20 protein-coding genes are annotated in these 21,082 nt (G+C 70.8%); 15 read left to right on the forward strand and 5 right to left on the reverse strand.

Translation table 11 applies throughout. The annotated features are described in order from the left end of the window. Positions 1-40: 40 nt before the first annotated feature. From ACWA14_RS02820 to ACWA14_RS02875, 12 genes are all read left to right on the forward strand, one after another. Complete coding sequence (locus ACWA14_RS02820) at positions 41-448, forward strand: arsenate reductase ArsC (RefSeq protein WP_463795959.1); 408 nt, start codon at positions 41-43, stop codon at positions 446-448. A gap of 58 nt (positions 449-506) precedes the next feature. Next, on the forward strand, positions 507-1,871 hold the full coding sequence (locus tag ACWA14_RS02825; protein ID WP_463795960.1) for a TrkH family potassium uptake protein: 1,365 nt from the start codon (positions 507-509) through the stop codon (positions 1,869-1,871). 38 nt (positions 1,872-1,909) lie between these two features. Beyond that, positions 1,910-2,605, forward strand: coding sequence for a potassium channel family protein (locus ACWA14_RS02830; protein WP_463795961.1), 696 nt, complete (start codon positions 1,910-1,912; stop codon positions 2,603-2,605). A 100-nt stretch (positions 2,606-2,705) separates the two neighbouring features. Further along, the gene (locus ACWA14_RS02835; protein WP_463795962.1) at positions 2,706-3,761 is read left to right on the forward strand and encodes a LacI family DNA-binding transcriptional regulator; all 1,056 of its coding nucleotides are present in this window, start codon (positions 2,706-2,708) and stop codon (positions 3,759-3,761) included. After that, entirely contained in the window at positions 3,758-4,726 is a 969-nt protein-coding gene (locus ACWA14_RS02840) for a carbohydrate ABC transporter permease (RefSeq protein ID WP_463795963.1), read from the forward strand. Before ACWA14_RS02835 ends, ACWA14_RS02840 begins: the two co-directional genes overlap by 4 nt. Next, positions 4,723-5,562 carry a carbohydrate ABC transporter permease gene (locus ACWA14_RS02845; RefSeq protein ID WP_463795964.1) on the forward strand — a complete coding sequence of 280 codons (840 nt, stop codon included), beginning with the start codon at positions 4,723-4,725 and terminating at the stop codon, positions 5,560-5,562. Before ACWA14_RS02840 ends, ACWA14_RS02845 begins: the two co-directional genes overlap by 4 nt. 77 nt (positions 5,563-5,639) lie before the next feature. After that, positions 5,640-6,932 carry an ABC transporter substrate-binding protein gene (locus ACWA14_RS02850; RefSeq protein ID WP_463795965.1) on the forward strand — a complete coding sequence of 431 codons (1,293 nt, stop codon included), beginning with the start codon at positions 5,640-5,642 and terminating at the stop codon, positions 6,930-6,932. Positions 6,933-7,003: 71 nt separating this feature from the next. Next, positions 7,004-8,173: an ADP-ribosylglycohydrolase family protein gene (locus tag ACWA14_RS02855; RefSeq protein WP_463795966.1), complete on the forward strand. Its 1,170-nt coding sequence runs from the start codon at positions 7,004-7,006 to the stop codon at positions 8,171-8,173. Then, the gene (locus tag ACWA14_RS02860; protein WP_463795967.1) at positions 8,170-9,534 is read left to right on the forward strand and encodes an ADP-ribosylglycohydrolase family protein; all 1,365 of its coding nucleotides are present in this window, start codon (positions 8,170-8,172) and stop codon (positions 9,532-9,534) included. The genes ACWA14_RS02855 and ACWA14_RS02860 overlap by 4 nt, the downstream gene beginning before the upstream one ends. Then, positions 9,531-11,465 carry an SUMF1/EgtB/PvdO family nonheme iron enzyme gene (locus tag ACWA14_RS02865; RefSeq protein WP_463795968.1) on the forward strand — a complete coding sequence of 645 codons (1,935 nt, stop codon included), beginning with the start codon at positions 9,531-9,533 and terminating at the stop codon, positions 11,463-11,465. The genes ACWA14_RS02860 and ACWA14_RS02865 overlap by 4 nt, the downstream gene beginning before the upstream one ends. Continuing rightward, entirely contained in the window at positions 11,462-12,649 is a 1,188-nt protein-coding gene (locus ACWA14_RS02870; protein ID WP_463795969.1) for a CaiB/BaiF CoA transferase family protein, read from the forward strand. Before ACWA14_RS02865 ends, ACWA14_RS02870 begins: the two co-directional genes overlap by 4 nt. Next, positions 12,646-13,506: an HpcH/HpaI aldolase/citrate lyase family protein gene (locus tag ACWA14_RS02875; RefSeq protein ID WP_463795970.1), complete on the forward strand. Its 861-nt coding sequence runs from the start codon at positions 12,646-12,648 to the stop codon at positions 13,504-13,506. The genes ACWA14_RS02870 and ACWA14_RS02875 overlap by 4 nt, the downstream gene beginning before the upstream one ends. Here ACWA14_RS02875 and arr read toward each other — a convergent pair. Next, the gene (gene arr, locus ACWA14_RS02880) at positions 13,499-13,903 is read right to left on the reverse strand and encodes an NAD(+)--rifampin ADP-ribosyltransferase (protein WP_463795971.1); all 405 of its coding nucleotides are present in this window, start codon (positions 13,901-13,903) and stop codon (positions 13,499-13,501) included. The genes ACWA14_RS02875 and arr overlap by 8 nt on opposite strands. Before the next feature lie 179 nt (positions 13,904-14,082). On the opposite strand from arr, the gene ACWA14_RS02885 reads away from it, so the two are divergent. Continuing rightward, positions 14,083-15,564 carry a hypothetical protein gene (locus ACWA14_RS02885; RefSeq protein WP_463795972.1) on the forward strand — a complete coding sequence of 494 codons (1,482 nt, stop codon included), beginning with the start codon at positions 14,083-14,085 and terminating at the stop codon, positions 15,562-15,564. A 35-nt stretch (positions 15,565-15,599) separates the two neighbouring features. Here ACWA14_RS02885 and ACWA14_RS02890 read toward each other — a convergent pair whose 3' ends face one another. Genes ACWA14_RS02890 through ACWA14_RS02905 form a run of 4 tightly spaced genes read right to left on the reverse strand, consistent with a single transcriptional unit; the run spans position 15,600 to position 19,633 of the window. Continuing rightward, the gene (locus ACWA14_RS02890) at positions 15,600-16,646 is read right to left on the reverse strand and encodes an ABC transporter ATP-binding protein (protein ID WP_463795973.1); all 1,047 of its coding nucleotides are present in this window, start codon (positions 16,644-16,646) and stop codon (positions 15,600-15,602) included. Beyond that, positions 16,643-17,515: an ABC transporter permease gene (locus tag ACWA14_RS02895; protein WP_463795974.1), complete on the reverse strand. Its 873-nt coding sequence runs from the start codon at positions 17,513-17,515 to the stop codon at positions 16,643-16,645. Before ACWA14_RS02895 ends, ACWA14_RS02890 begins: the two co-directional genes overlap by 4 nt. 4 nt (positions 17,516-17,519) lie before the next feature. Next, positions 17,520-18,395 (reverse strand): ABC transporter permease, encoded by an 876-nt coding sequence (locus tag ACWA14_RS02900; protein ID WP_463795975.1) that lies wholly within the window; start codon positions 18,393-18,395, stop codon positions 17,520-17,522. Then, entirely contained in the window at positions 18,392-19,633 is a 1,242-nt protein-coding gene (locus tag ACWA14_RS02905) for an ABC transporter substrate-binding protein (protein ID WP_463795976.1), read from the reverse strand. The genes ACWA14_RS02900 and ACWA14_RS02905 overlap by 4 nt, the downstream gene beginning before the upstream one ends. Before the next feature lie 125 nt (positions 19,634-19,758). Between ACWA14_RS02905 and ACWA14_RS02910 the strand changes: the two genes are divergently transcribed. Continuing rightward, positions 19,759-20,430: a TVP38/TMEM64 family protein gene (locus ACWA14_RS02910; RefSeq protein WP_463795977.1), complete on the forward strand. Its 672-nt coding sequence runs from the start codon at positions 19,759-19,761 to the stop codon at positions 20,428-20,430. Continuing rightward, positions 20,423-21,064: a CDP-alcohol phosphatidyltransferase family protein gene (locus ACWA14_RS02915; protein ID WP_463795978.1), complete on the forward strand. Its 642-nt coding sequence runs from the start codon at positions 20,423-20,425 to the stop codon at positions 21,062-21,064. Before ACWA14_RS02910 ends, ACWA14_RS02915 begins: the two co-directional genes overlap by 8 nt. Positions 21,065-21,082 lie beyond the last annotated feature (18 nt).

The raw sequence follows: 21,082 nt of genomic DNA on the forward strand, positions 1-21,082 counted from the left end.
ACCCGACCACCCTCGACCAGACATCGAATCAGGAGTTCCCATGACCGATACGACCACCAAGCCCTCCGTTCTCTTCGTCTGCGTGCACAACGCCGGACGCTCCCAGATGGCCGCCGGGTTCCTCCGCGACATCGCGGGCGACCGCGTCGAGGTCCGGTCGGCCGGATCGATGCCCGCCGACCAGATCAACCCGACCGCGGTGGAGGCCATGGCGGAACTCGGGATCGACATCACCGCCGAGCAGCCCAAGGTGCTCACGACCGAGGCCGTGCAGGCCTCGGACGTCGTGATCACGATGGGCTGCGGCGACGCGTGCCCGTTCTTCCCCGGCAAGCGCTACGAGGACTGGAAGCTCGACGACCCGGCCGGCCAGGGCATCGACGCGGTCCGCCCGATCCGCGACGACATCCGCGCGCGCATCGAGCAGCTGGTGAGCGAGCTCGTCTGACACCACCGGCGTCATCCGGTGATGAGACCTGTCGCCGGAGGGAGTAGCCTCAGGTCTCGTGTCGATCCTCTCCGCCCCTGCGCGACGTCTGTCGCGGCGGCGCGGGTTCGCTCCCGCGCAGGCCATCGCCGCCGGTTTCGGCACGGCGATCCTGATCGGCACGGTGCTGCTGATGCTGCCGCTCTCGTCGCGGCACGGCGGGTGGACGGGCTTCGTGGAGGCGCTCTTCACCTCCACCTCGGCGGTGTGCGTGACCGGACTGGTCGTGGTCGACACGGCGACGTACTGGAGTCCCTTCGGGAAGCTCGTGATCCTCCTGCTGATCCAGGTCGGCGGACTGGGGATCATGCTGTTCGCGGCGCTGGTCGGCTTCGCCCTGGCGCGGCGACTCAGCGTGCGGTCGCGCATGTTCGCGGGCACCGAGACCAAGTCCGCCGGTGTCGGCGACATGAAGCGCACGGCCACGGGCATCCTGATCACCACGCTCGCGATCGAGGTGGTCGTCGCGGTGCTGCTGTTCGTCCGTTTCCTCACCGGCTACGGGTACGACCCGGGGCGGGCGGCGTGGCATGCGGTGTTCCACTCCGTCTCGTCCTTCAACAACGCCGGCTTCGCGCTGTACACCGACAGCCTGATGGGCTTCGTGTCGGACCCGTGGGTGTGCATCCCGGTGTGCGCGGCGATCATCCTGGGCGGGCTGGGATTCCCCGTGCTCCGGCAGCTGCGCAAGGAGTTCCGGCGGCCGCTGCACTGGTCCATGAACACCCGGATCGTGCTCGTGGCCACGCTCGCGCTGCTCGCCCTCGGGACGGTGTTCGTGGTCGTGGTCGAGTGGGATAACCAGGGAACCCTGGGCGCGCTCGACCCCGCGTCCCGCGTGCTCGCCGGATTCTTCCATTCCGTGCAGTCCCGGACGGCGGGGTTCAACTCCGTCGATGTCGCCCAGATGCACGACGAGACGTGGCTCGTCACCGATGTCCTGATGTTCATCGGAGGCGGCCCCGCCGGCACGGCCGGCGGCATCAAGGTCACCACCTTCGCGGTGCTGTTCTTCATCATGTGGACCGAGCTGCGCGGCGGCGTCGCCGTGAACGTGTTCGGCAAGCGGCTCTCGCGCGCGGTGCACCGTGAGGCGATCACGGTCGTCATCGTCGCACTCGCCGCGGTCATGTCGGGAGTCGTCGCCATCCTCGCCATGACCGACCTCGATCTCGACCAGGTGCTCTTCGAAGTCGTGTCCGCGTTCGGCACCGTCGGGATGTCCACCGGGATCACGGCCGGGCTCCCCGCGGCGGCCCAACTGATCCTGGTGCTGCTGATGTTCCTCGGGCGCCTCGGGCCGCTGACCCTGGGATCGGCTCTCGCGCTTCGCGAGCGCCAGACGGCGTACGAGCTGCCCAAAGAGCGTCCGGCGATCGGCTGATCGATCTCCGTCCCGACCGTCCCTCGAAAGGACCACCCATGGCCAAGTTCCTCTCCTTCGCACAGGACGCCCGACGCATCGCGGAGGCCGACTCCGTCGCGGTGATCGGCCTCGGACGATTCGGCACCTCGCTCGCGCTCGAGCTGATCGCCTCGGGCACGGAGGTGCTGGGCATCGATTCGGATGAAGACATCGTGCAGTCGCTCAACGGCGAGCTCACGCAGGTCGTCCGAGCGGATTCGACGCGCCTCGACGTGCTGCAGCAGCTCGCGGTGGGGGAGTTCGACCGTGTCGTCGTCGCCATCGGCAACGACATCACGGCATCCATCCTCACGGCCTCGCTCCTGCTCCAGCTGAAGGTCCCGGTCATCTGGGCCAAGGCGGTCGACGAGCAGCACGGCGCGGTCCTCGAGCAGCTCGGCGTGCACCGCGTGATCTACCCCGAGAAGGACATGGGGCGCCGTGTCGCGCATCTCGTGCGGGGTGCCGCCGCGGACTACCTCGAGATCGATCCCGGCTACGCGATGGTGAAGACGGTCGCGCCGAGCCACCTGCACGGCGTCACGCTGTCGGAGGGAGCGGTGCGCAGCACGCACGGGATCACGGTCGCGGCCTATCGCTCCGGCGGTGGCGACTGGCGCAACGCCGAGGCGGCCACCGTGTTGCACGACGGCGACACGGTGCTCGTGGTCGGGCCGACCAGGAACGTCGAGCGGTTCGCACAGTTGCGCTGACCCGCGAACGGCGACTTCGCCCCTCTTGACAGCGACGCCTCTCGATGGCATCGTCATGTACACGTTGGAAACGTTTACAGCACTCGAAGGAGAGGCGCTCGTGGCACGAGTCACCATCACGCAGGTCGCGGCGCTCGCCGGCGTCTCCATCGCCTCGGCCTCGCGTGCGCTGAACGGTCAGATCGCCAGCGCCGAGACGATCGCCAAGGTCCGAGAAGCGGCAGCGACCCTCGGCTACGTCGCCGACGCGACCGCGCAGTCCCTCAAGCGGGGGCGCACGGATCAGCTCGCCTACGCGGTCGCCGACATCGGCAACCCGGTCTACGTGGAGATGATGACCGCGATCGAGCGCGTGGTCTCCGCGTCCGGATATCGCCTGGTGCTCTCCTCCACCGGCACGTCGTCGTCGTCCGTCGACGTCGTCCGCGACCTCGGACGCGGCTACGTCGACGGCATGATCCTCTCGCCGCTCCGGGTCACCGACGAGCTGCTCGCCGCGCTGACGGCGACGCCCGTGCCGGTCGTGGTCCTCGGGCGGCTCCCCGACAACGCCGGGCTCGACACGGTGCGCGCCGACTCGCTCACGGCGATGCGACTCATCGTGGATCATCTGGTCGCGGAAGGCCGCCGCGACATCGCCTTCGTGAACGGCCCCGCCGACACCACCCCCGGTACCTATCGCCGGGAGGGATTCGCCGCCGCGGCATCCGCGCATCCGCTCGTCGCGACGCGCAGCGTCGACGCGCTCGACTTCACGATCGCCGCCGGATACACCGCCGCGCTCGACGCTCTGAGCGCGGACCGCCGGCCGGATGCGATCGTGGCCGCCAACGATCTGATCGGCATCGGCGCGCTCCGTGCCGCCGAAGACCTCGGGCTCGTCGTCCCCGACGACGTCGCCGTCACCGGCGTGGACAACACCGAGCTCGCCGGAGTCGTGCGGCCCGGCCTGACCAGCGTCGACCTCGGGGCCGAGGAACGCGGACGGGTCGCCGCCGACCTGCTGCTGGCGCGGATCAGCGAACCCGCCCGCGCGGCGCACACGGTCACCGTCGCTCCCTCGCTCGTGGTGCGCGGCTCCTCCTCGTTCGCCCAGCTGCACGGAGTCGGACGCGTCGGCGACGCGGACACCGAGGACACGAGGGCCGCCGGATGAGCATCGACACTCCGAAGACCTCCCCGACGCACGCCACGAAGATCGGGCGCACGGGCGCTCGGACGACGAAGAAGCTCGGGCATCGGGCCCGTGCGCAGCGCAAGGAGGCCATCGCCCTCGTGGTGCCGGCGCTCCTGCCGATCATCATCTTCTCCGTCATCCCCCTCGTCAGCGGAGTAGCGCTCGGGTTCACCAACGCCACGCTCAAGCGGAACGCGGAGATCGAGTTCATCGGCTTCGGCAACTTCATCGAGCTGCTCGGCGATCACCGCTTCTGGGGATCGTTCGGCATCGGAATCGTCTGGGCCGGCTCCGTCGCCCTCCTGACACTCGTGTGCGCGATGGGACTCGCCCTGCTGCTGAACAGCGACCTGCGGCTCAAGGGGCTCACCCGCATCCTCGCGCTCATCCCCTGGGCGATGCCGCCCGTGGTCATCGCGATCGTCTGGCGGATGATCTACAACCCCAACTCGGGGCCCCTCAACGGTGTGCTCGAGGCGGTCGGCATCCCCGGCGTCAACTGGCTCGGCGACTTCTCGACGGCCCTCCCCGCGGTGATCGTGGTGGGCGTGTGGGCCGGTATCCCGCAGACGACCGTGCTCCTGCTGGCCGGGATGCAGTCGATCTCGGCCGAGCAGCACGAGGCGGCGGCCGTCGACGGCGCCGGAGTGTTCCGTCGCTTCTGGCACATCACGCTGCCGGCACTGCGCCCCGTCATCATCGCGGTGACCGCCCTCGATTTCATCTGGCAGTTCAACTCCTTCGGGCTGATCTACGTCCTGACCGAGGGAGGACCCGGCGGACGCACCATGATCCCGCCGCTGTTCACCTACCTCGAGGCCTTCCGCAACAGGGAGATCGGATACGCCTCGGCCATGGGTGATGTGCTCGTCGTCGCGATCCTGCTGATCCTGTCGCTGTACCTGATCAATCAGTTCCGTCAGACGAGAGGGGCACGCGCATGATCGCCCGGCGCCCCTGGTGGGGGACCGTGCTGATGTACGCGGCCCTCGCCGCATTCCTGCTCTTCCTCGGATTCCCCCTGCTGTGGCTGCTGTCCGCGTCGTTCAAATCCACCGGAGAGCTCAATTCGCTCGCCGTGAACCTGCTGCCCGCGGAGTGGGACTTCAGCAACTACAGCTCCGCGCTCGAACGGCAGAACCTCATCACGGCCGCCGGGAACTCTCTCCTGGTGTCGGTCGCGACCATGGTCATCACGGTGCTGCTGTCGATGCCGATGGCCTACGCGCTCGCGCGACTCAAGGGCCGGCTCCGCGCGGCCGGGACCGTCTGGATCCTCACCAGCCAGGTCTTCCCGACGATCCTCATCATCATCCCGCTGTTCCTCGTGCTGCGCTCGATCAACCTGAACGACACCCTGTTCGGGCTGATCCTCGTGTACGTCACCTTCACGTTGCCGTTCACGCTGTGGATGCTGCAGGGCTACGTCGCGGCGATCCCCACCGAGCTGGAGGAGGCCGGAGAGATGGACGGCGCCTCCCGGATCACGATCCTGCGCACGATCATCCTCCCGCTGCTCGCCCCCGGACTGGTGGCCACCGCGATGTTCACCTTCGTGTCGGCCTGGAACGAGTTCTTCCTCGCGCTGGTGCTGCTGCAGAGCCCCGAGCTCTACACGCTCCCGATCGCCCTGCGCTCCTTCCTGGGCGCCGAGGGCCAGACACAGCTGGGGCCACTGGCCGCCGGCGCCATCCTCGCGACGATCCCGTCGCTCATCATCTTCGGCATCCTGCAGAAGAAGCTCACCGGCGGCATGCTCGCCGGTGCCGTCAAGGGCTGACCCGCCCCCGAGACTCACCCCACACGGTCATCGCAGACCGGGCATCACGAGAAATCACATGGAGAAAGGCGAGCATCATGAACAGCATCCGAGGCATCGGCGCCATCGCTTTCGCGGGCGTCGCCGTCCTCGCCCTGAGCGGTTGCGCACAGGGCAGCGCGAACAGCGGATCGGACGGGGGTGACGGCGCCGTCACGATCCAGTTCCAGTCGCTGTCGGACCAACCAGCGACGCAGGCGGCGGTGAAATCCATCGTCGACGAGTGGAACGCGGACAACCCCGACATCCAGGTCGAGATCATCCAGGCCGGATGGGACGGGACCTTCGACAAGCTCATCACGCAGTTCACCGGTGGCACGGCCCCCGACATCATCCACTTCGAGGCGAGCTCGATCAGCTCGTTCGCTGCCGACGGCTACCTCGCCGACCTGACGGATCTCATCGACGAGGACCTGAAGGCCGACATCTCCGACGGCATCTGGGAGTCCGTCACCCAGGACGATCAGATCATCGCCTATCCGTCGACGCTCCAGTCGTACATGGCCTTCGCCAACGCGGATCTGCTGGAAGCGGCCGGCGTGGAGATCCCCACCGGAGACACGATGACGTGGGACCAGCTCCAGGAGATCGCCGCGGCGACCACCACGGGCGACACCTACGGTCTCGGCTGGGGCCTGGCCTCACCGACCGCGACCGTGATGAGCCTCTCGCTCGGCTTCGACGGAGGCTACTTCTCCGGCGAGGGCACCGATGCCTCCATCGAGGTCGGCGAGAACGAGCTCGCCGTGCCGGAGCGGATCCACGAGATGGCGTACACCGACAAGTCCATCGAACCCACGTCCCTGACGCAGTCGGGGTCGGACGTGCTCGCGTCGTTCTACGGCGGAAAGGTCGCGATGACCGTGCAGGGCTCGTTCCAGGCGACGAACATCGCCAACGACGCCCCGGAGGGCTTCAACTGGGTGGCGCTCCCGCCGCTCGAAGGATCGGAAGGAGCCGTCCAGGCCGCGAACCCGCAGACCTACTCGGTGAACATCGACTCCGAGTACGTGGAGGAATCGGCGCAGTTCCTGAACTTCTTCCTCAGCGGCGACAACCTCGCGCAGATCGCCTACGCGGACGCCCTGATCCCGTCGTCGGGCTCGGCGCGTGCCGAGGTCGAGACGCTGGCCGCCGACAACCCGGCGTGGACGCAGGTGCTGGCCTCGGGCGAAGGGCTCGTGGGTCCGCCCTTCCTCAAGGTGGAGAAGTACACCGAGTGGAAGGACACCATCGCGACGCCGGCCTTCCAGCAGTACCTGGCCGACCAGATCACCAGCGACGAGCTGGCGACGCAGCTGTCCGACGGCTGGACCGACATCGCCGGTTGACCGGCAGGCCGAGGGCGGACGCATCGTCCGCCCTCGGCCCCCGTCGACCGTCGAGGCAAGAAGGAGTGGGAATGTTCGTGTTGCAGGATCGAGTGGCCGGGGTGCTCGCCGGCGCCGCCGTGGGAGACGCGCTGGGAGGGGCGACCGAGGGGTGGACCCCGGAACAGATCGAGGAACGGCACGGCGGTCGGGTCGAGGGCATCGTCGGCCCGTTCCTGGCCGATTGGAAGACCGCGCGCCCGATCGCGCCGTACCACAAGGGCGACGGTCACGTCACGGACGACACCCTGATGACCCACGCGCTCGTGGAGGTCTACGCGAAGCGGCGGAGGCATCTCGACGCATACGACGTCGCGGCCGATCTGGTGCCGTTGATGATCGGTGAGCGGCGGTGGATCCCCGAACTGGAAGACGACGCTCTCATCCTGCAGCGGGTGTTCCTCGCGGAGAAGTGGATCGTGGCGAAGCTGCACTACGGTCACGCCGACCCCCGCGAGGCGGGAGTCGGCAACATCGTCAACTGCGGAGCGACGATGTACATGGCGCCCGTCGGACTCGTGCACATCGGCGACCATCGGGGCGCGTACGCCGAGGCGATCGACATCGCGGGGGCGCACCAGTCGTCGTACGGGCGTGAGGCGGCGGGCGTCTTCGCCGCGGCCGTGGCGGCATCCGCCGCGCCCGGGGCCACCGTCGCCGCCGTGCGCGCCGCCGTGCTCGACGTCGCCCACGACGGCACCGCTGCCGCGATCCGTGCGGTGTTCGACGCCGTCGATGCCTTCCTCGCCGGTGGAGGTTCCGACGACCCGCGGGATCTGGCGCAGGTCGTGCGTGCGGCCGTCGCGCCCTTCGACACCGTGGGGGAGCAGTACCGGGCCCCGGCGATGGATGCGCGCCTTCCCTCGCGCACGAAGTCGATCGAGGAGCTTCCCGTCGCTCTCGGCTTCGTCGTGGCCCGCGACGGCGATCTGCGCGCGGCGGTGCTCGACGCCGTCAACTACGGTCGCGACTCCGATTCGATCGCGACGATGGCCGGGGCGATCTGCGGCGGCCTGCACGGAGCGGAGGCGGTTCCGGCCGAGTGGGTGACCGGCGTCACCACCGCCAGTCGACTCGATCTCGACGGCGTGGTGTCCGCCATGACCGAGGTCGTGCGCGACATCGCCCGCCTCGACGCCGACCGGGCCGCGCAGCGCGCCACCACGATCGCCGGACTGCTCGGGCAGGAGGCGATGGCGTGAGACTGACCTGGGCCCAGCCCGAGGATCTGGTTCCGGCCGAGTTCGCCGCGCTGCGCGAACAGGGCGTGGCGGAGGACGATCTCGCCGCGATCGAGCAGAGGTGGACGGATGCCGGAGGGTCGACGCTGCTCGCACCGTCCGGGGCGAGCGTGGAGGCGGCATCCGCGGAGTTGCGGTTGCTCGCGCGCGGAGTGCTGGACGAGCTGCAGGTCCTGCAGACGCCGTCCGTGCAGGAGCCGGACGAGTGGGAGGACATCGTCGCGCTGCTTCCCGCCGGTCGCACAGCCGCCGCGTCCGCATCGTTCGACCGCGTCCACGGTGCGTGGCTCGGCCGGGCCGCCGGCTGCCTGCTCGGCAAGCCGGTCGAGAAGATCCCCCGCGAGGGTATCGAGGCGATCGCCCGTGCCACCGGGAACTGGCCGATCCAGCGCTACTTCACCGCCGTCGGTCTTCCGACCGATGTCGCCGAGCGGTGGCCGTGGAACCGCCGGTCGGCGCCGACCTCACTGCTCGAGAACATCGACGGGATGCCGGAGGACGACGATCTCAACTTCCCGATCCTCGCGCTCGCGATGCTCGAGGCCCACGGCGACGACCTGACCACGGACGACGTGGCGCAGGCCTGGTTGGCTGCACTCCCGGCCGGTCGGGTCTTCACCGCGGAGCGTGCCGCGTACCGGAACATCCTCGATGCCCGACCCGTGCCCGAGACCGCCACGCACCTCAACCCGTTCCGGGAGTGGATCGGGGCCCTGATCCGGGCCGACGTGCACGGCTGGGCCCACCCGGGCGACGCGCGCGCCGCGGCCGCATCGGCGTGGACCGATGCCCGCCTCAGCCATACCCGCAACGGCCTGTACGGTGCGATGTGGGCCGCCGCGCTCTGCTCCGCATCGCTCGTCGCGGCCACCGTCGACGAGGTCCTGGATGCCGCGGACACGGTCGTGCCGCCGGCCTCCCGTCTCGCTGCCGCCGTGCGGTTCGGCCGTGACCGGGGACGAGAGCTCGCCGCGGGGGCGCTGTCCTCCGAGGGGGCGCTCGATCGGCTCCACGCCGAATTCGCCGACATGCACTGGGTGCACACCCTCAACAACGCCGCGCTCGCGGCCTGCGCGCTCCAGGCGTACGGCGACGACTTCGGTGCGGCGGTCGCGTTCGCGGTTTCCGGCGGGTGGGACACCGATTCCGTGGGAGCCACGGTCGGTTCGGTCGTCGGCGGTCTGCTCGGCCCCGACGGCATCGACGACGCCTGGACGTCCCCACTGCGCGACAGCATCGCGACGTCGATGCCCGGTGGTGGCGAGAGGTCCATCCGCGATCTCGCCGCGCGCACACGCCGACTCTCGGAGCCGGCGGCATGAGCGGCGGCTTCGATCCGCTGCAGCCGCGGGAGCTGGACCTGCCGACCCGGATCCCGCTCGACGCCGACGTCACGACCGGCGCGATCGCTCAGGCTCTCGACGACGGCAAGATCTTCGCGGCACCGAGTGACCCGGCGGACGCCGTGCGATGGCGGGAGCAGCTCACGGCGTGGCGCGGCGGCGCCCGGCAGCGCCACGGAGCACCCACCCGGTACGACGATCCGCCATCGCGCTGGGCCAGCCGGTGCTTCACGGTGGCGCAGGTCTGGCTGTGGGACGAGCTGTTCTTCGACTTCGAGGCGCAACGGTTCACGCCCGGGCGGTTCCTCGACGACGCCCGCGAACGCTTCGGCGGTCTCGACGGCGTCGTGCTGTGGCACGCCTACCCGGTGATCGGCATCGACGACCGCAATCAGTGGGACTTCTACGACGTGCCGGGACTCGCCGATGTCGCCGCGGAACTCCGGGCGGCCGGGGTCGCCGTCTTCCTCGACTACAACCCGTGGGACACCGGCACCCGTCGCGCGGGGGAGGACGCCGCCGAGCTCGCCGCGACGGTGCAGCGTCTCGGCGCCGACGGCGTGTTCCTCGACACGCTCAAGAAGGCCGACCCCGAGCTCGTCTCGGCGCTGGATGCCGCCCGCCCAGGGATCGGCCTGGAGGGCGAATCGAAGCTCGCCACCGAGCGCATCGCCGACCACACGCTGTCCTGGGCGCAGTGGTTCGCCGACTCCGAGACCCCCGGCGTGCTCCGCGCGCGCTGGTTCGAACGGCGTCACATGCAGCATCACATCCGGCGGTGGCATCGCGACCACGCCGCCGAGCTGCGTTCGGCCTGGCTCAACGGCGTGGGCGTCATGGTGTGGGAGGTCGTGTTCGGCGCCTGGGTCGGGTGGAACCCCCGGGATGCCGCGACGCTGCGCCGGATGCTCCCCGTGCTGCGCGGATTCCACCGCTGGTTGGTCGAGGGGGAATGGACGCCGCTGGCCGTCCAGGACGGAGCGATCGTCGCCTCGGCGTTCGAGCTCGACGGCACGACCCTGCTCCTCCTCGCCAACACCTCGGACGACGACGCCGTGTTCCGCCCCTCCGGGGATCGGTGGTCGGCGCTGCACCCGGGGGACGCGGGCGAGGCGATCACCGTTCCGGCCGGCGGGATCGCCGCCGCGGTGCGAATCCCGGACGGCGTGGCCGCCCCCGCGGAGATGGCCGAAGTGCAGGAGCGCCTCAGCGCACGGATCGCCGTCGGGGACGCCTCCTTCCCGCACCGCCGTGCGGTCCGCCGTGCGGCTCCGCCGTGGGACGGGCCGGTCGCGTCCGCGGCTCCGGCCTCCGACCCCGTGGCCGTGCCCGCCGGGGAGTACACGCTCACGGTCCGTTTCCGCATGCGCGAGACCGGGATGTACGACGGCGCCCCCTACGTCGACGAATGGAAGCCGCTCCCTCCCCGTCTGCACGACCAGCGCACGCTCGAGCGCTCGGTGACGCTTCCCCGGTCGGTGCAGGTCGACGCCGCGGAGGTCAGCGAGGCGGAGTACGCCCGTTTCCTCGACGCGATCGGCGAGGTCGCGGTGGTGCGCGACCCCGACCGCCCCGCCACCGGCATGACCTTCGCCCGCGCACGTCAGTACGCGGCGTGGGCCGGGGGCCGGCTCCCGACCGAAGACGAATGGCAGCTCGCCGCGGGGCGGGCGGGGTTCGTCCGGCGCGCTCCCGAGGTCTGGAACTGGACCGAGTCGGAGCATTCCGACGGCCGCACGCGCTTCGTCATGCTCAAGGGCGGCAGCGCGCACCGCAGCGACGGATCGGACTGGTACTTCGACGGCGGCGTGAAGCCGCCGGAGTTCAGCGCCAAGCTGCTGCTCCCCGGCCTCGGCCAGGACGCATCTCCCTCGATCGGATTCCGTGTCTGCCGCGAGGTCGCGGGATGAGCGCGCTGGACGGACTCCGGGTCGTGGATGCGTCGACGCTGTTCGCCGGTCCGATGGCGGCGATGCACCTGGGCGACATGGGGGCCGAGGTCATCAAGGTCGAGCATCCTGACCGGCCGGATCCCGCGCGAGGCCACGGACCGAGCAAGAACGGCCAGAACCTGTGGTGGAAGACCCTGGGCCGGAACAAGCAGACCGTGGCGATCGATCTGCACACCGACGGGGGACGCGAGGCGTTCCTGCGTCTCGCGCGCACGGCGGATGTCGTGATCGAGAACTTCCGACCCGGGACGCTCGAGCGTTGGGGACTGGACCATGCCGCGCTGTCGAAGGAGAACCCGGGGCTGATCCTCGCGCGCGTCACCGGGTTCGGTCAGATCGGACCGTACCGGCGACGCCCCGGCTTCGGCACGCTCGCGGAGGCGATGAGCGGGTTCGCCTCGTCGACGGGAGAGCCGGACGGTCCGCCGACGCTGCCTCCGTTCGGCCTCGCCGACGGCGTCGCCTCCCTCGCCACGGCATACGCCATCATGGTCGCCCTGCACGCCCGGGATCGCGACGGGGTGGGTCAGGAGATCGACGTCGCGATCATCGAGCCGATCCTCGCCATGCTCGGCCCGCAGATCACCCGGTGGGATCAGCTCGGAACCGTGCAGCCGCGCACGGGCAATCGCTCCGTGAACAACGCGCCGCGCAACGCCTATCGCACGGCGGACGGCTCGTGGGTCGCGGTGTCGACCAGCGCGCAGTCGATCGCGGAGCGTGTGGTCGCCCTGGTGGGGCGCCCGGAGTTCGCCGAGGAGCCGTGGTTCGCGTCGGGCGCGGGGCGTGCCGAGCACGCCGACGTCCTCGACGAGGCCGTCGGCGGCTGGATCGGCCGGCACTCCCGCGACGAGGTCCTCGCCGCGTTCGAGCGGGCCGAAGCCGCCATCGCGCCGATCTACGACCCGTCCGACATCGTCGCCGACCCGCAGTTCACCGCGCTCGGCACCATCCACCGGATCCACGACGACGACCTCGGCGACATGGCGATGCAGGGGCCGCTGTTCCGCCTGTCCCGAGACGACGCGACCATCGCCTTCACCGGGCGCGCGCACGGTGCCGACACCGACGCCGTGCTGAGCGAGCTGGGGTACAGCCCCGGCGAGCTCATCGCCCTGCGCGAGGAGGGGAGCATCGGATGACCAAGCCCGTCATCGTCGCCCTGTACGCGCCGGCCGATCGACCGGAGCGCTTCGAGAAGGCCCTGGATGCCGGAGCGGATGCCGTCATCATCGATCTCGAGGACGCCGTCGTCGCAGCGCGGAAGGAGACGGCACGAGCGGCGCTGGCCGACGTCGCCGCGGCCTGGCGCGCGCGGGGAGAGCGCGCGCCGGTCGTGCAGATCCGCGTCAACGCGAAGGGATCGACCTGGCATGACGCCGATCTGGCCGCCGTCGCCGCCCTTCCGTCGGAGTTCGGGGTGCGGCTTCCCAAGACGCGATCGCCCGATGACGTCGCGGCGGTGCGTGGCGCACTCCCGGGACGCTCCGTGCACGCGCTGCTCGAGTCGGCACTGTCGATCGAGCGCGCATTCGAGATCGCGCGCTCGGGGGTCGCCTCGATCGCGACCGGAGAGGCCGATCTGCGCGCCGAACTCGGCGTGCCGGCGGGCCCGGGGGGAGAGGTGGGACTGACCTGGTCGCGGAGTCGGATCGTGAACGCCGCCGCGGCCGCGGGCCTTCCGGCTCCGCTGATGGCCGTGCATGCCGACGTGGCCGACCTGTCGGGCCTCGAGGCGAGTTGTCGAGCAGGTCGTGCCCTGGGATTCGCCGGTCGCACCGCGGTGCATCCGCGTCAGATCGCGGTGATCCGCGGCGCGTTCCTGCCCGATGCGGCCGACATCGAGCGGGCGCGCCGCATCGTCGACCGCGTGCGCGCGGCCGCTGCCGACGGATCCGGTGCGTTCCTGCTGGAGGACGGGACGTTCATCGACATCGCGATGGTGCGGGCCGCCGAGCGGGTACTCGCCGTCGCCGGCGTGGCGCGTCCCGCTAGTTGATGATCTCGCCGTGCTCGCGGATCGTGGCCAGCCGCTCCCGCCAGATCGCGAGGGCCTCGGGCGACAGGCGCGTCCAGTCGAGGACCTCACGGACGACCCGGACGGGCGCGGCGCTGCGGTACGACCGTGTCGGATTGCCCGGGAACTTCTTGTCCGTGACGTTCGGGTCGCTCTCGAAGGGTCCGGTGGGCTCGACCTCGTAGACCCGCGGCGCGCCGTCGCCCGCGGCCAGCTCTGCCGCGAGCCCGGCCCCGTCGTGCAGGGCCGTGAAGTAGATGTGGTTCATCACGACCTCCGGCCGATAGTTCGACCGGAACCCCGCCGTCAGCAGGTCGCCGACCCGCAGGTCTGCCTTGGTGCCGTGGAAGAACGGCCCCTCGTCCCGCTCATCCGTCATCCCGTCAGCCTAGGTCGAGGGGGGACACGCGGGAAGCGCTGCGCGCACGCACCCCCCTCCGCTCGGCGCGACGCGCCGCGGCACCAAGTCGCACCAATCCGTGTCGCCGCCGGTGACGAACTATCCTCAGAACCACACCCATCGCCGGCAGGACGCCGCACGCGGGTCGAAAGGAAGCCATGGGAATCGTCACGACGCTCAAGCAGATCGAGCTCGACACTCGGCCGATCCATCCGGAGACGCGACGCGCACTCGATCTGCGCTGGGAGCAGCTGCCGGACCACGTCAAGACGCCCAACCAGCTGCTCGGCCGCTGCGCGGTGGGCTGTGAGGGCACCCACGGCGTCTTCCCCAAGTGCAATCTCACCTGTTCGCCGTGCTACCACTCGGCCGACGCCAACAAGGTGCGGATCGACGGCGATCACACGGTCGACAACGTGGCACGCCAGATGCAGTACCTCCGCCAGATCCGCGGGCCGCGGGCGCACGCGCAGCTGATCGGCGGCGAGGTCAGCCTCCTCTCCGCCGAGGACCACGCGCAGTCCCTCCTCGCGATGCGCGCAGTGGGGCGCGAGCCGATGTCCATGACGCACGGCGACTTCGAGTACGACTACCTGCTCGACCTCGTGCTCGACCAGGACCGCAAGCCGCGCTTCGACAAGGTCTCCTTCGCCGCCCACTTCGACTCGCTCATGCGCGGTCGTCGCGGCGCCGTGCGTCCGCACAGCGAAGCCGAGCTGAACCCGTTCCGGGAGAAGTTCACGCAGATGTTCATCGACCTCAAGCGCGACCACGGCGTCGACAGCTACCTCGCGCACAACATGACGGTCACGCCCTCGAACGTCGACGAGGTCGAGCAGGTCACCCGCGACGTGCTCGAGATGCCCTTCGACATGATGTCGTTCCAGCCCGCGGCCTTCATCGGCGACGACCGTCGGTGGCGCGAGGACTTCGGCGAGGTCACGATCGACGCCGTGTGGGACCGCATCGAGAAGGGCGCCGGGCACAAGCTGCCCTGGCAGGCGACCCAGTTCGGCGACCCCCGCTGCAACCGCTCCACGGTGGGCGTGCGCGTGGGCGGCGGTTTCGCCGCGCTGCTCGATCCCGAAGAGCCCAAGGACATCGCCGCCCGCGATCGCTTCCTCGACCACTTCGGCGGCATGATCTTCGGCGGCATCCCGAAGCCCGTCCTCGTGGTCAAGGTCGTGCGGGCGCTCGCCGCGCACCCCGGAGACCTCCCGCCGCTGGTCGGACTCGCGCGCCGCGTGCTGCGTCGCGCCGGTGGACTGCGCCGCGTGCTGCGCGAAGCTCGTCGCGGCAAGGTGTCGTTCAAGACCTTCGTCGTCCACAACTTCATGGACGCCGAGCAGGTCGACCCCGCCTGGAAGCTCATGGAGCAGGGCATCGTCGCCGAGGACCCGCTGCTGCTGGAGACGCAGGAGCGCCTCGGCTCGTGCATGTACGCCATGGCGCACCCGGAGGACGGCCGTCTGGTCCCCGCGTGCGTGCAGCACTCGGTCCTCGACCCGATCGAGAACATCGAGCTGCGCCGTCTGCTCCCGCTGCCCTCGGTGCGCGACGGCGCCGAGCCGCAGGTCATCGCACGCCCGTCCGGTCTCACCGGCGTGCGCGAGACCGGTTCGGCCCGCGCCACGAGTTGAGCCGCGCGGGGTGACCCGGCGGCTCGACCGCCGGGTCAGCCCGTGACGACCTGCACGGCCTCGGCCGGCAGTACCAGCACGACGCGGTCCCCGACCTGACGACGCTGCGTGGGCGGCGCCTCCGCGTGCAGTCGCGCGTCCCCGCAACGGACGACGACCTCCGAGCGCGCACCGGCCACGCGGACCGATTCGACGACACCGCAGATCGCCGATCCCGAGGGCGTGCCCCCGTGGTCGAGGATCGCCACGTCCTCCTGACGGATCAGCAGGATCCCGGGTCCGTCGGCGATCTCCGGCCTCACCGGCACCGCCCCCATCTCGCTGTGGTGGTGCCCGTCGCGGACCTCACCGGGAATCTCGTTGCGTCCGCCCATCAGCTGCGCGGCTCGGAGGTTCTGCGGGCGACGGTACGCCTCGAGCACGGTCCCCTCGTGCAGGAGCACACCGTGCTCGAGCAGGGCGATGCGATCGGAGGCCCGGGCGGCTTCGTCGCGGTCGTGCGTGACGAGGACGATCGTGGGCGCCACGCTCTCGCGCACCGCCTCGAGCAGATCGTGCATGTCGCTGCGCAGGGCGGGGTCGAGAGCGCTGAAGGGCTCGTCGAGCAGGAGCACGGCCGGCTCGGCGGCGAGGGCACGCGCGATCGCGACGCGCTGCTCCTGTCCGCCCGACAGCTCGCCCACCCGGCGGTCGCCGAATCCGCCCAGCTGCACCATGTCGAGGTAGTCCGCCGCGCGGGAGCGGGCTGCGATGCGGCTCATGCCCGAGACGCGATCGGAGAAGGCGACGTTGTCGAGCACCGTGAGGTGCGGGAACAGCAGCGAGCGCTGGAAGACCATGCCCACGCCGCGCCGTTCCGCGGCGACCCCCGCGACATCCGTGCCGCCGATGCGCACGGCCCCGGCATCCGGATCCTCCAGCCCGGCGATGATCCGCAGCAGGGTGCTCTTGCCCGAACCGCTCGGACCCAGCACGGCCGTGCAGGTGCCCGCGGCCACGGTGAGCGAGAACCCGTGCAGGGCCGGGGTGGGGGAGTCGGGGAATCTCTTGTCGAGTCCGTCGAGGACGAGGGCGGCGCTCACGCGGATGCTCCAGAGGTCGAGGGGGCGGGCGAGGGGACCGACGGGGAGGCCCGCCGTCGGGAGGAGGGCTTCCCGGAGCCGCGCAGGGTCAGCAGGACGAGCAGGAGGACCACCGGGGGGATGACCGCTCCCAGCGACATCACCGCGACCGCCGCGTCGTTGCCCACACCGGCTGCGGCGCCGGCGACCACGAGCGGAAGCGTGACGAGTTCGCCCCCGCCGACGATCACGGTCACGATGTAGTCGCTCCACGCGACGAGGAACGCCAGGAACGCGGCGCGCGCGAGAGCCGGGGCGATCATCGGCAACTGCACACGGCGCAGGACCTGGCCGGCGCCCGCACCGAGCAGCCGCGCCTCCTCCTCGTAGGAGAGGTCGTACGCACCGTACGCGGCCCGCATCACGAAGGCGGTGTACGGCAGTGCCATCACCACGAGCACCACGACCACACCGACGACGGGCGGGACGTACGCCCGCAGCAGGAGCACGTTGACCCCGAGCACCGCGGCGAACGGAGGGAGGGCGATGGGGGCGAGCAGCACGGCCGAGAACGCCCGGGGAAAGGGCACGGCGCCGAAGGTCAGTGCGCGCGCGGCCAGAGCGCCCAGCGGAGTGGCGATCGCGGCGACCACGAGGCCGAGCACGACCGATCGACCGAACGCCGGCACGAGGCCGAAGCCGATGGCGTCCTCGACGCCCTGGAACCCCCACGCGGTCGGCAGCGCCGAGGGGTAGGACCAGCCGTCGGCGAACGACCAGAGCAGGAGGGGGAGGAAGGGCAGCGCGAACCACACCAGCAGGGCGGCCGTCAGCGCGATGCGGATGACCCGGCCGGGGCCGCGGGGTGTGGTCAGGGTGCTGGAGGTCATGAGGTCATCTCCAGACGGCCGTGCGTCGGAGCACCGCGAAGGTGCCGGCCACGGCGGCGAGCGAGATCGCGCACGTGACGAGTGCGACCGCAGCGGCTTCGGGACGGGAGGCGAGCGAGACGCCCTGGAAGAGGCGCACCGCGAGCACGGGCAGCGGTTCGGGGTAGGTGCGCCCGAGCAGCCAGGAGACCTCGTAGGACCCCAGGGCGTAGACGAAGCTGATCGCGGCGCAGATCACGATGGACGGTGCGGTCAGCGGCAGCAGGACGTGGCGGAAGCGCCGCCACCTGCCGGCGCCGAGCAGGGCGGCCGTCTCGTCGTAGGTCGCGATCCGGGTCGCGAGCGTGCCGGTGACCACGAGGGCCACGAAGGCCGATTCCTTCCACGCGAACTCGGCGATCGCGGCGCCCCACAGCGGCCCACCCACCCAGGGCGCCCACGCCTCGGGCGGAATGCCGAGCAGTCGCGGGAGCACGCCCGCGTCGGACAGCAGCAGGCCGATGGTCGCGGCACCCACGAGATGGGGAACAGTGACGGTGGTGGCGCCGAGCGCCGCGATCAGACGGCTCCCGGCCCGACCGGACACGATCACCACCGCGGCGGAGGTGCCCACCACGACCGCGATCAGCGTGGAGACCGTCGCGACGGCGAGCGAGACGCCCGTCGCGGCGGCGAGGTCGTCGGGGTGGGCGAGGAAGGCGTCGACACCGGGGGTCATCGGGCCCGCGATGGGCATGAGGCCGAGCGCCTGGAGAAGGGTCGCGCCGATGCCGCCGCCGACGACCAGCAGCGTCACCAGCGCTGCGGGGAGCACGAGCAGCACTCCCCGCAGACGCTGGCGGCCGCTGCCGGGTCGGCGGGCGACCGGCGCGAAGCTCATCGGCTGAGGACGCCGGTGCGCCAGCCCTCGTCGAGTTCGGGCACCCACTCGGCGGCGAGCTCGGCGTGGGCGCCGCGGGACAGCACCTCGAAGCCGGGGACCACGGGGGAGTCGGGGAGAGCGTCGAACAGCGCGCGATCGGCATCCGACAGGCCGTCGATGTCGAGCACGGTGAACTGGCCCCAGACGTCGGGCCGCGCCTTGGCGACCTGCTGCTCCACCGAGAGCGCGACATCGGCGACGACCATCGCGCCGGCGATCGAGTCGGAGTTCGCCGGCAGACCGAGGAAGCTGGCGTTGCCGACCGTGCCGTCCTCGAGCGGGAGCACGGTGGTTCCGGGCGGGTAGGTGCCGTCGGCGACGAGATCGGTGAGCGTCGCCGGACCGTAGGTCATCGTGATGTCGATCTGACGGTCGGCGAAGAGCTGTCCGAGCTCCGCCTCGTTCGCCGGGTACGTGTCGCCACCGCGCCACAGGCTGGGGGCGATCTCGTTCAGCCGGTCGTAGAGGGCCGGGGTCAGCTCGTCGAAGGCCTCGTCGCTGTACTGCGTCGACACCTCGTCCGCGCCGCCGGAGACGCTCGCGAGCACCTCGCGCACGAAGACCGATCCGGTGAAGTCCGGCGGTGCCGGGTAGGTGAAGCGGCCGGGGTTCGCCTCGGCCCATTCCAGCACGCCTTCCAGCGTGGTGGGGGGGTCGGGGATCGCCTCGGCGTTGTAGGCGAGCGTGAACTGCGCCTTGTGCCAGGGGGCCTCGCAGCCGTCGACGGGGGTGCCGAAATCGGACTGCAGCAGCGGATCCTCAGGGTCGGTGCCGGCCATCGAGGGGAGCAGGTCGGTCCAACCGCACAGCCACGCATCGGCTTCCTTGCCGGTGCGGAAGTTGTCGCCGTTCACCCAGATCAGGTCGACCGTGCCGTCGGAGCGCCCCGCCTGCAGCTCCGTGAACACGCGGTTCAGGGCGTCGCCGGTGTCGGTGACGGGCACGCGCTCGAGCGTGACGCCGTACTCGGCGACCGCGGGGGCCAGGATGTCGTCGACGTAGGCGTTGCCCTGGTCGTCACCGCCGTACATCCACAGCTGCACGGTCTGGCCCTTCGCGTCGGCGAGGACGCTGTCCCAGTCGTCGTAGGTGCTCGATCCGCTCGTGTCGGGCGCGGCGCAGGCGCTGAGTGCCACCAAAGGCAACGTCAGTGCGAGCGCGACAGCCTGTCGACGGCGGCGTCCGGGGTTCTTCATGGGGTCCTCATTTCGGGATCGTCGACCGGGCTGCGACGCGCCGGACTAGGCTATAGGAGGTCGGAGGGGATGCTGTGGACGCAGGTGAGTCGCGTGTCAGCGCCGCACCCTCGAAGCGTCGGGCGGTGACCCGTCTGCTTCTGCTCCTTCTGTTCGTCGCCCTCGTCGGAACGGTTGGTTTTCTCTTCGCGCCGACCGATCTGCAGGCGGTGCGGGACTGGGCGTCCGGACTCGGAGCCGGTGGCGCCGTGCTCTTCGTGCTCGGGTACGCCGCCCTCACGCTGACGCCGGTGCCCAAGAATCTGCTCACGATCGCGGCCGGTCTCGTGTGGGGCTTCTGGTTCGCACTGGCCCTCGTCTACATCGGCGCGCTGCTGGGAGCGGCGGCGTCGTTCGTGATCGGCCGCGCGCTCGGAAGAGAGGCGGTCGAGAGGCTCACGGGCGCACGCGTCGCGCGGCTCGACGCGGCCCTGGCGCATCGCGGCCTGCTCGCGGTCCTCGGGGCGCGACTGGTACCCGTCATCCCGTTCACGCTGATCAACTACGGAGCGGGCCTCACCGCGGTGCGCCGGCGCGACTACGCCCTCGGCACGGCGCTCGGCATCATCCCCGGATCGGCGGCGTATGTCGCCCTCGGGGCCTTCGGCTTCGAGCTGGGCACCCCGTTCTGGGTGGCTCTCGGGGTGCTCGGCGTCCTCGCACTCGGAGGGGTCGTGGCGGCGACGATCCTGCGGCGTCGCGGCGCCCCGGGGACGGTCGGATCCGCGACTCCCACGGCAGAGGCCGGCGATGCTTGATCGGTCGTTGCGCGCTGTGCTCGCGCGCCCCCTCGAGGCCGTCGCGGCGGCGATCGACCGACCGGGCATCACCCCCGACCGGCTGACGGTGCTGGGACTCGCGCTCGGTGTCGCCTCGGCGGTCGCCGCCGCGCTGCAGCTGTGGGCGATCGCCGTGGTGCTCTGGCTGGTGTCCCGTGTGGCCGACGGACTCGACGGCACGTTGGCCCGGCGTCGTCAACGGCGCGCTCGGGAGCAGGGTGCACCCGCCGTGCCCTCGCACGCGGGCGGCTTCCTCGACATCACGGCCGACTTCGTCGTCTACGGCGCCACCGTCGTGGGGGTGGCGTTCGGGGCGACCGCGCAGTTCGACGCCCCGTGGTGGCCGTTCCTGCTCGTGCTGCTGGTGTACTACGTCAACGGCACGGCGTTCCTGGCGTTCTCCTCGATCGCGGAGCGCGCTGGTCGCACGCTCGACGACGGGCGCTCGCTGTCGTTCCTCGGCCGCATCGCCGAGGGCACGGAGACGATCGTCGTGCACGCGCTCTGGCTGCTCCTGCCGTTCTGGGCCTGGCAGATCGCGCTCGTGTGGGCGCTGTTCGTCGCGCTCAGCGCCGTGCAGCGCATCATCGTCGGCTACCGCAGCCTGCGCTGAGCCCGCGCCGCACGGTCA

The organism is Microbacterium sp. TW_SC_2 (genome assembly GCF_055361165.1).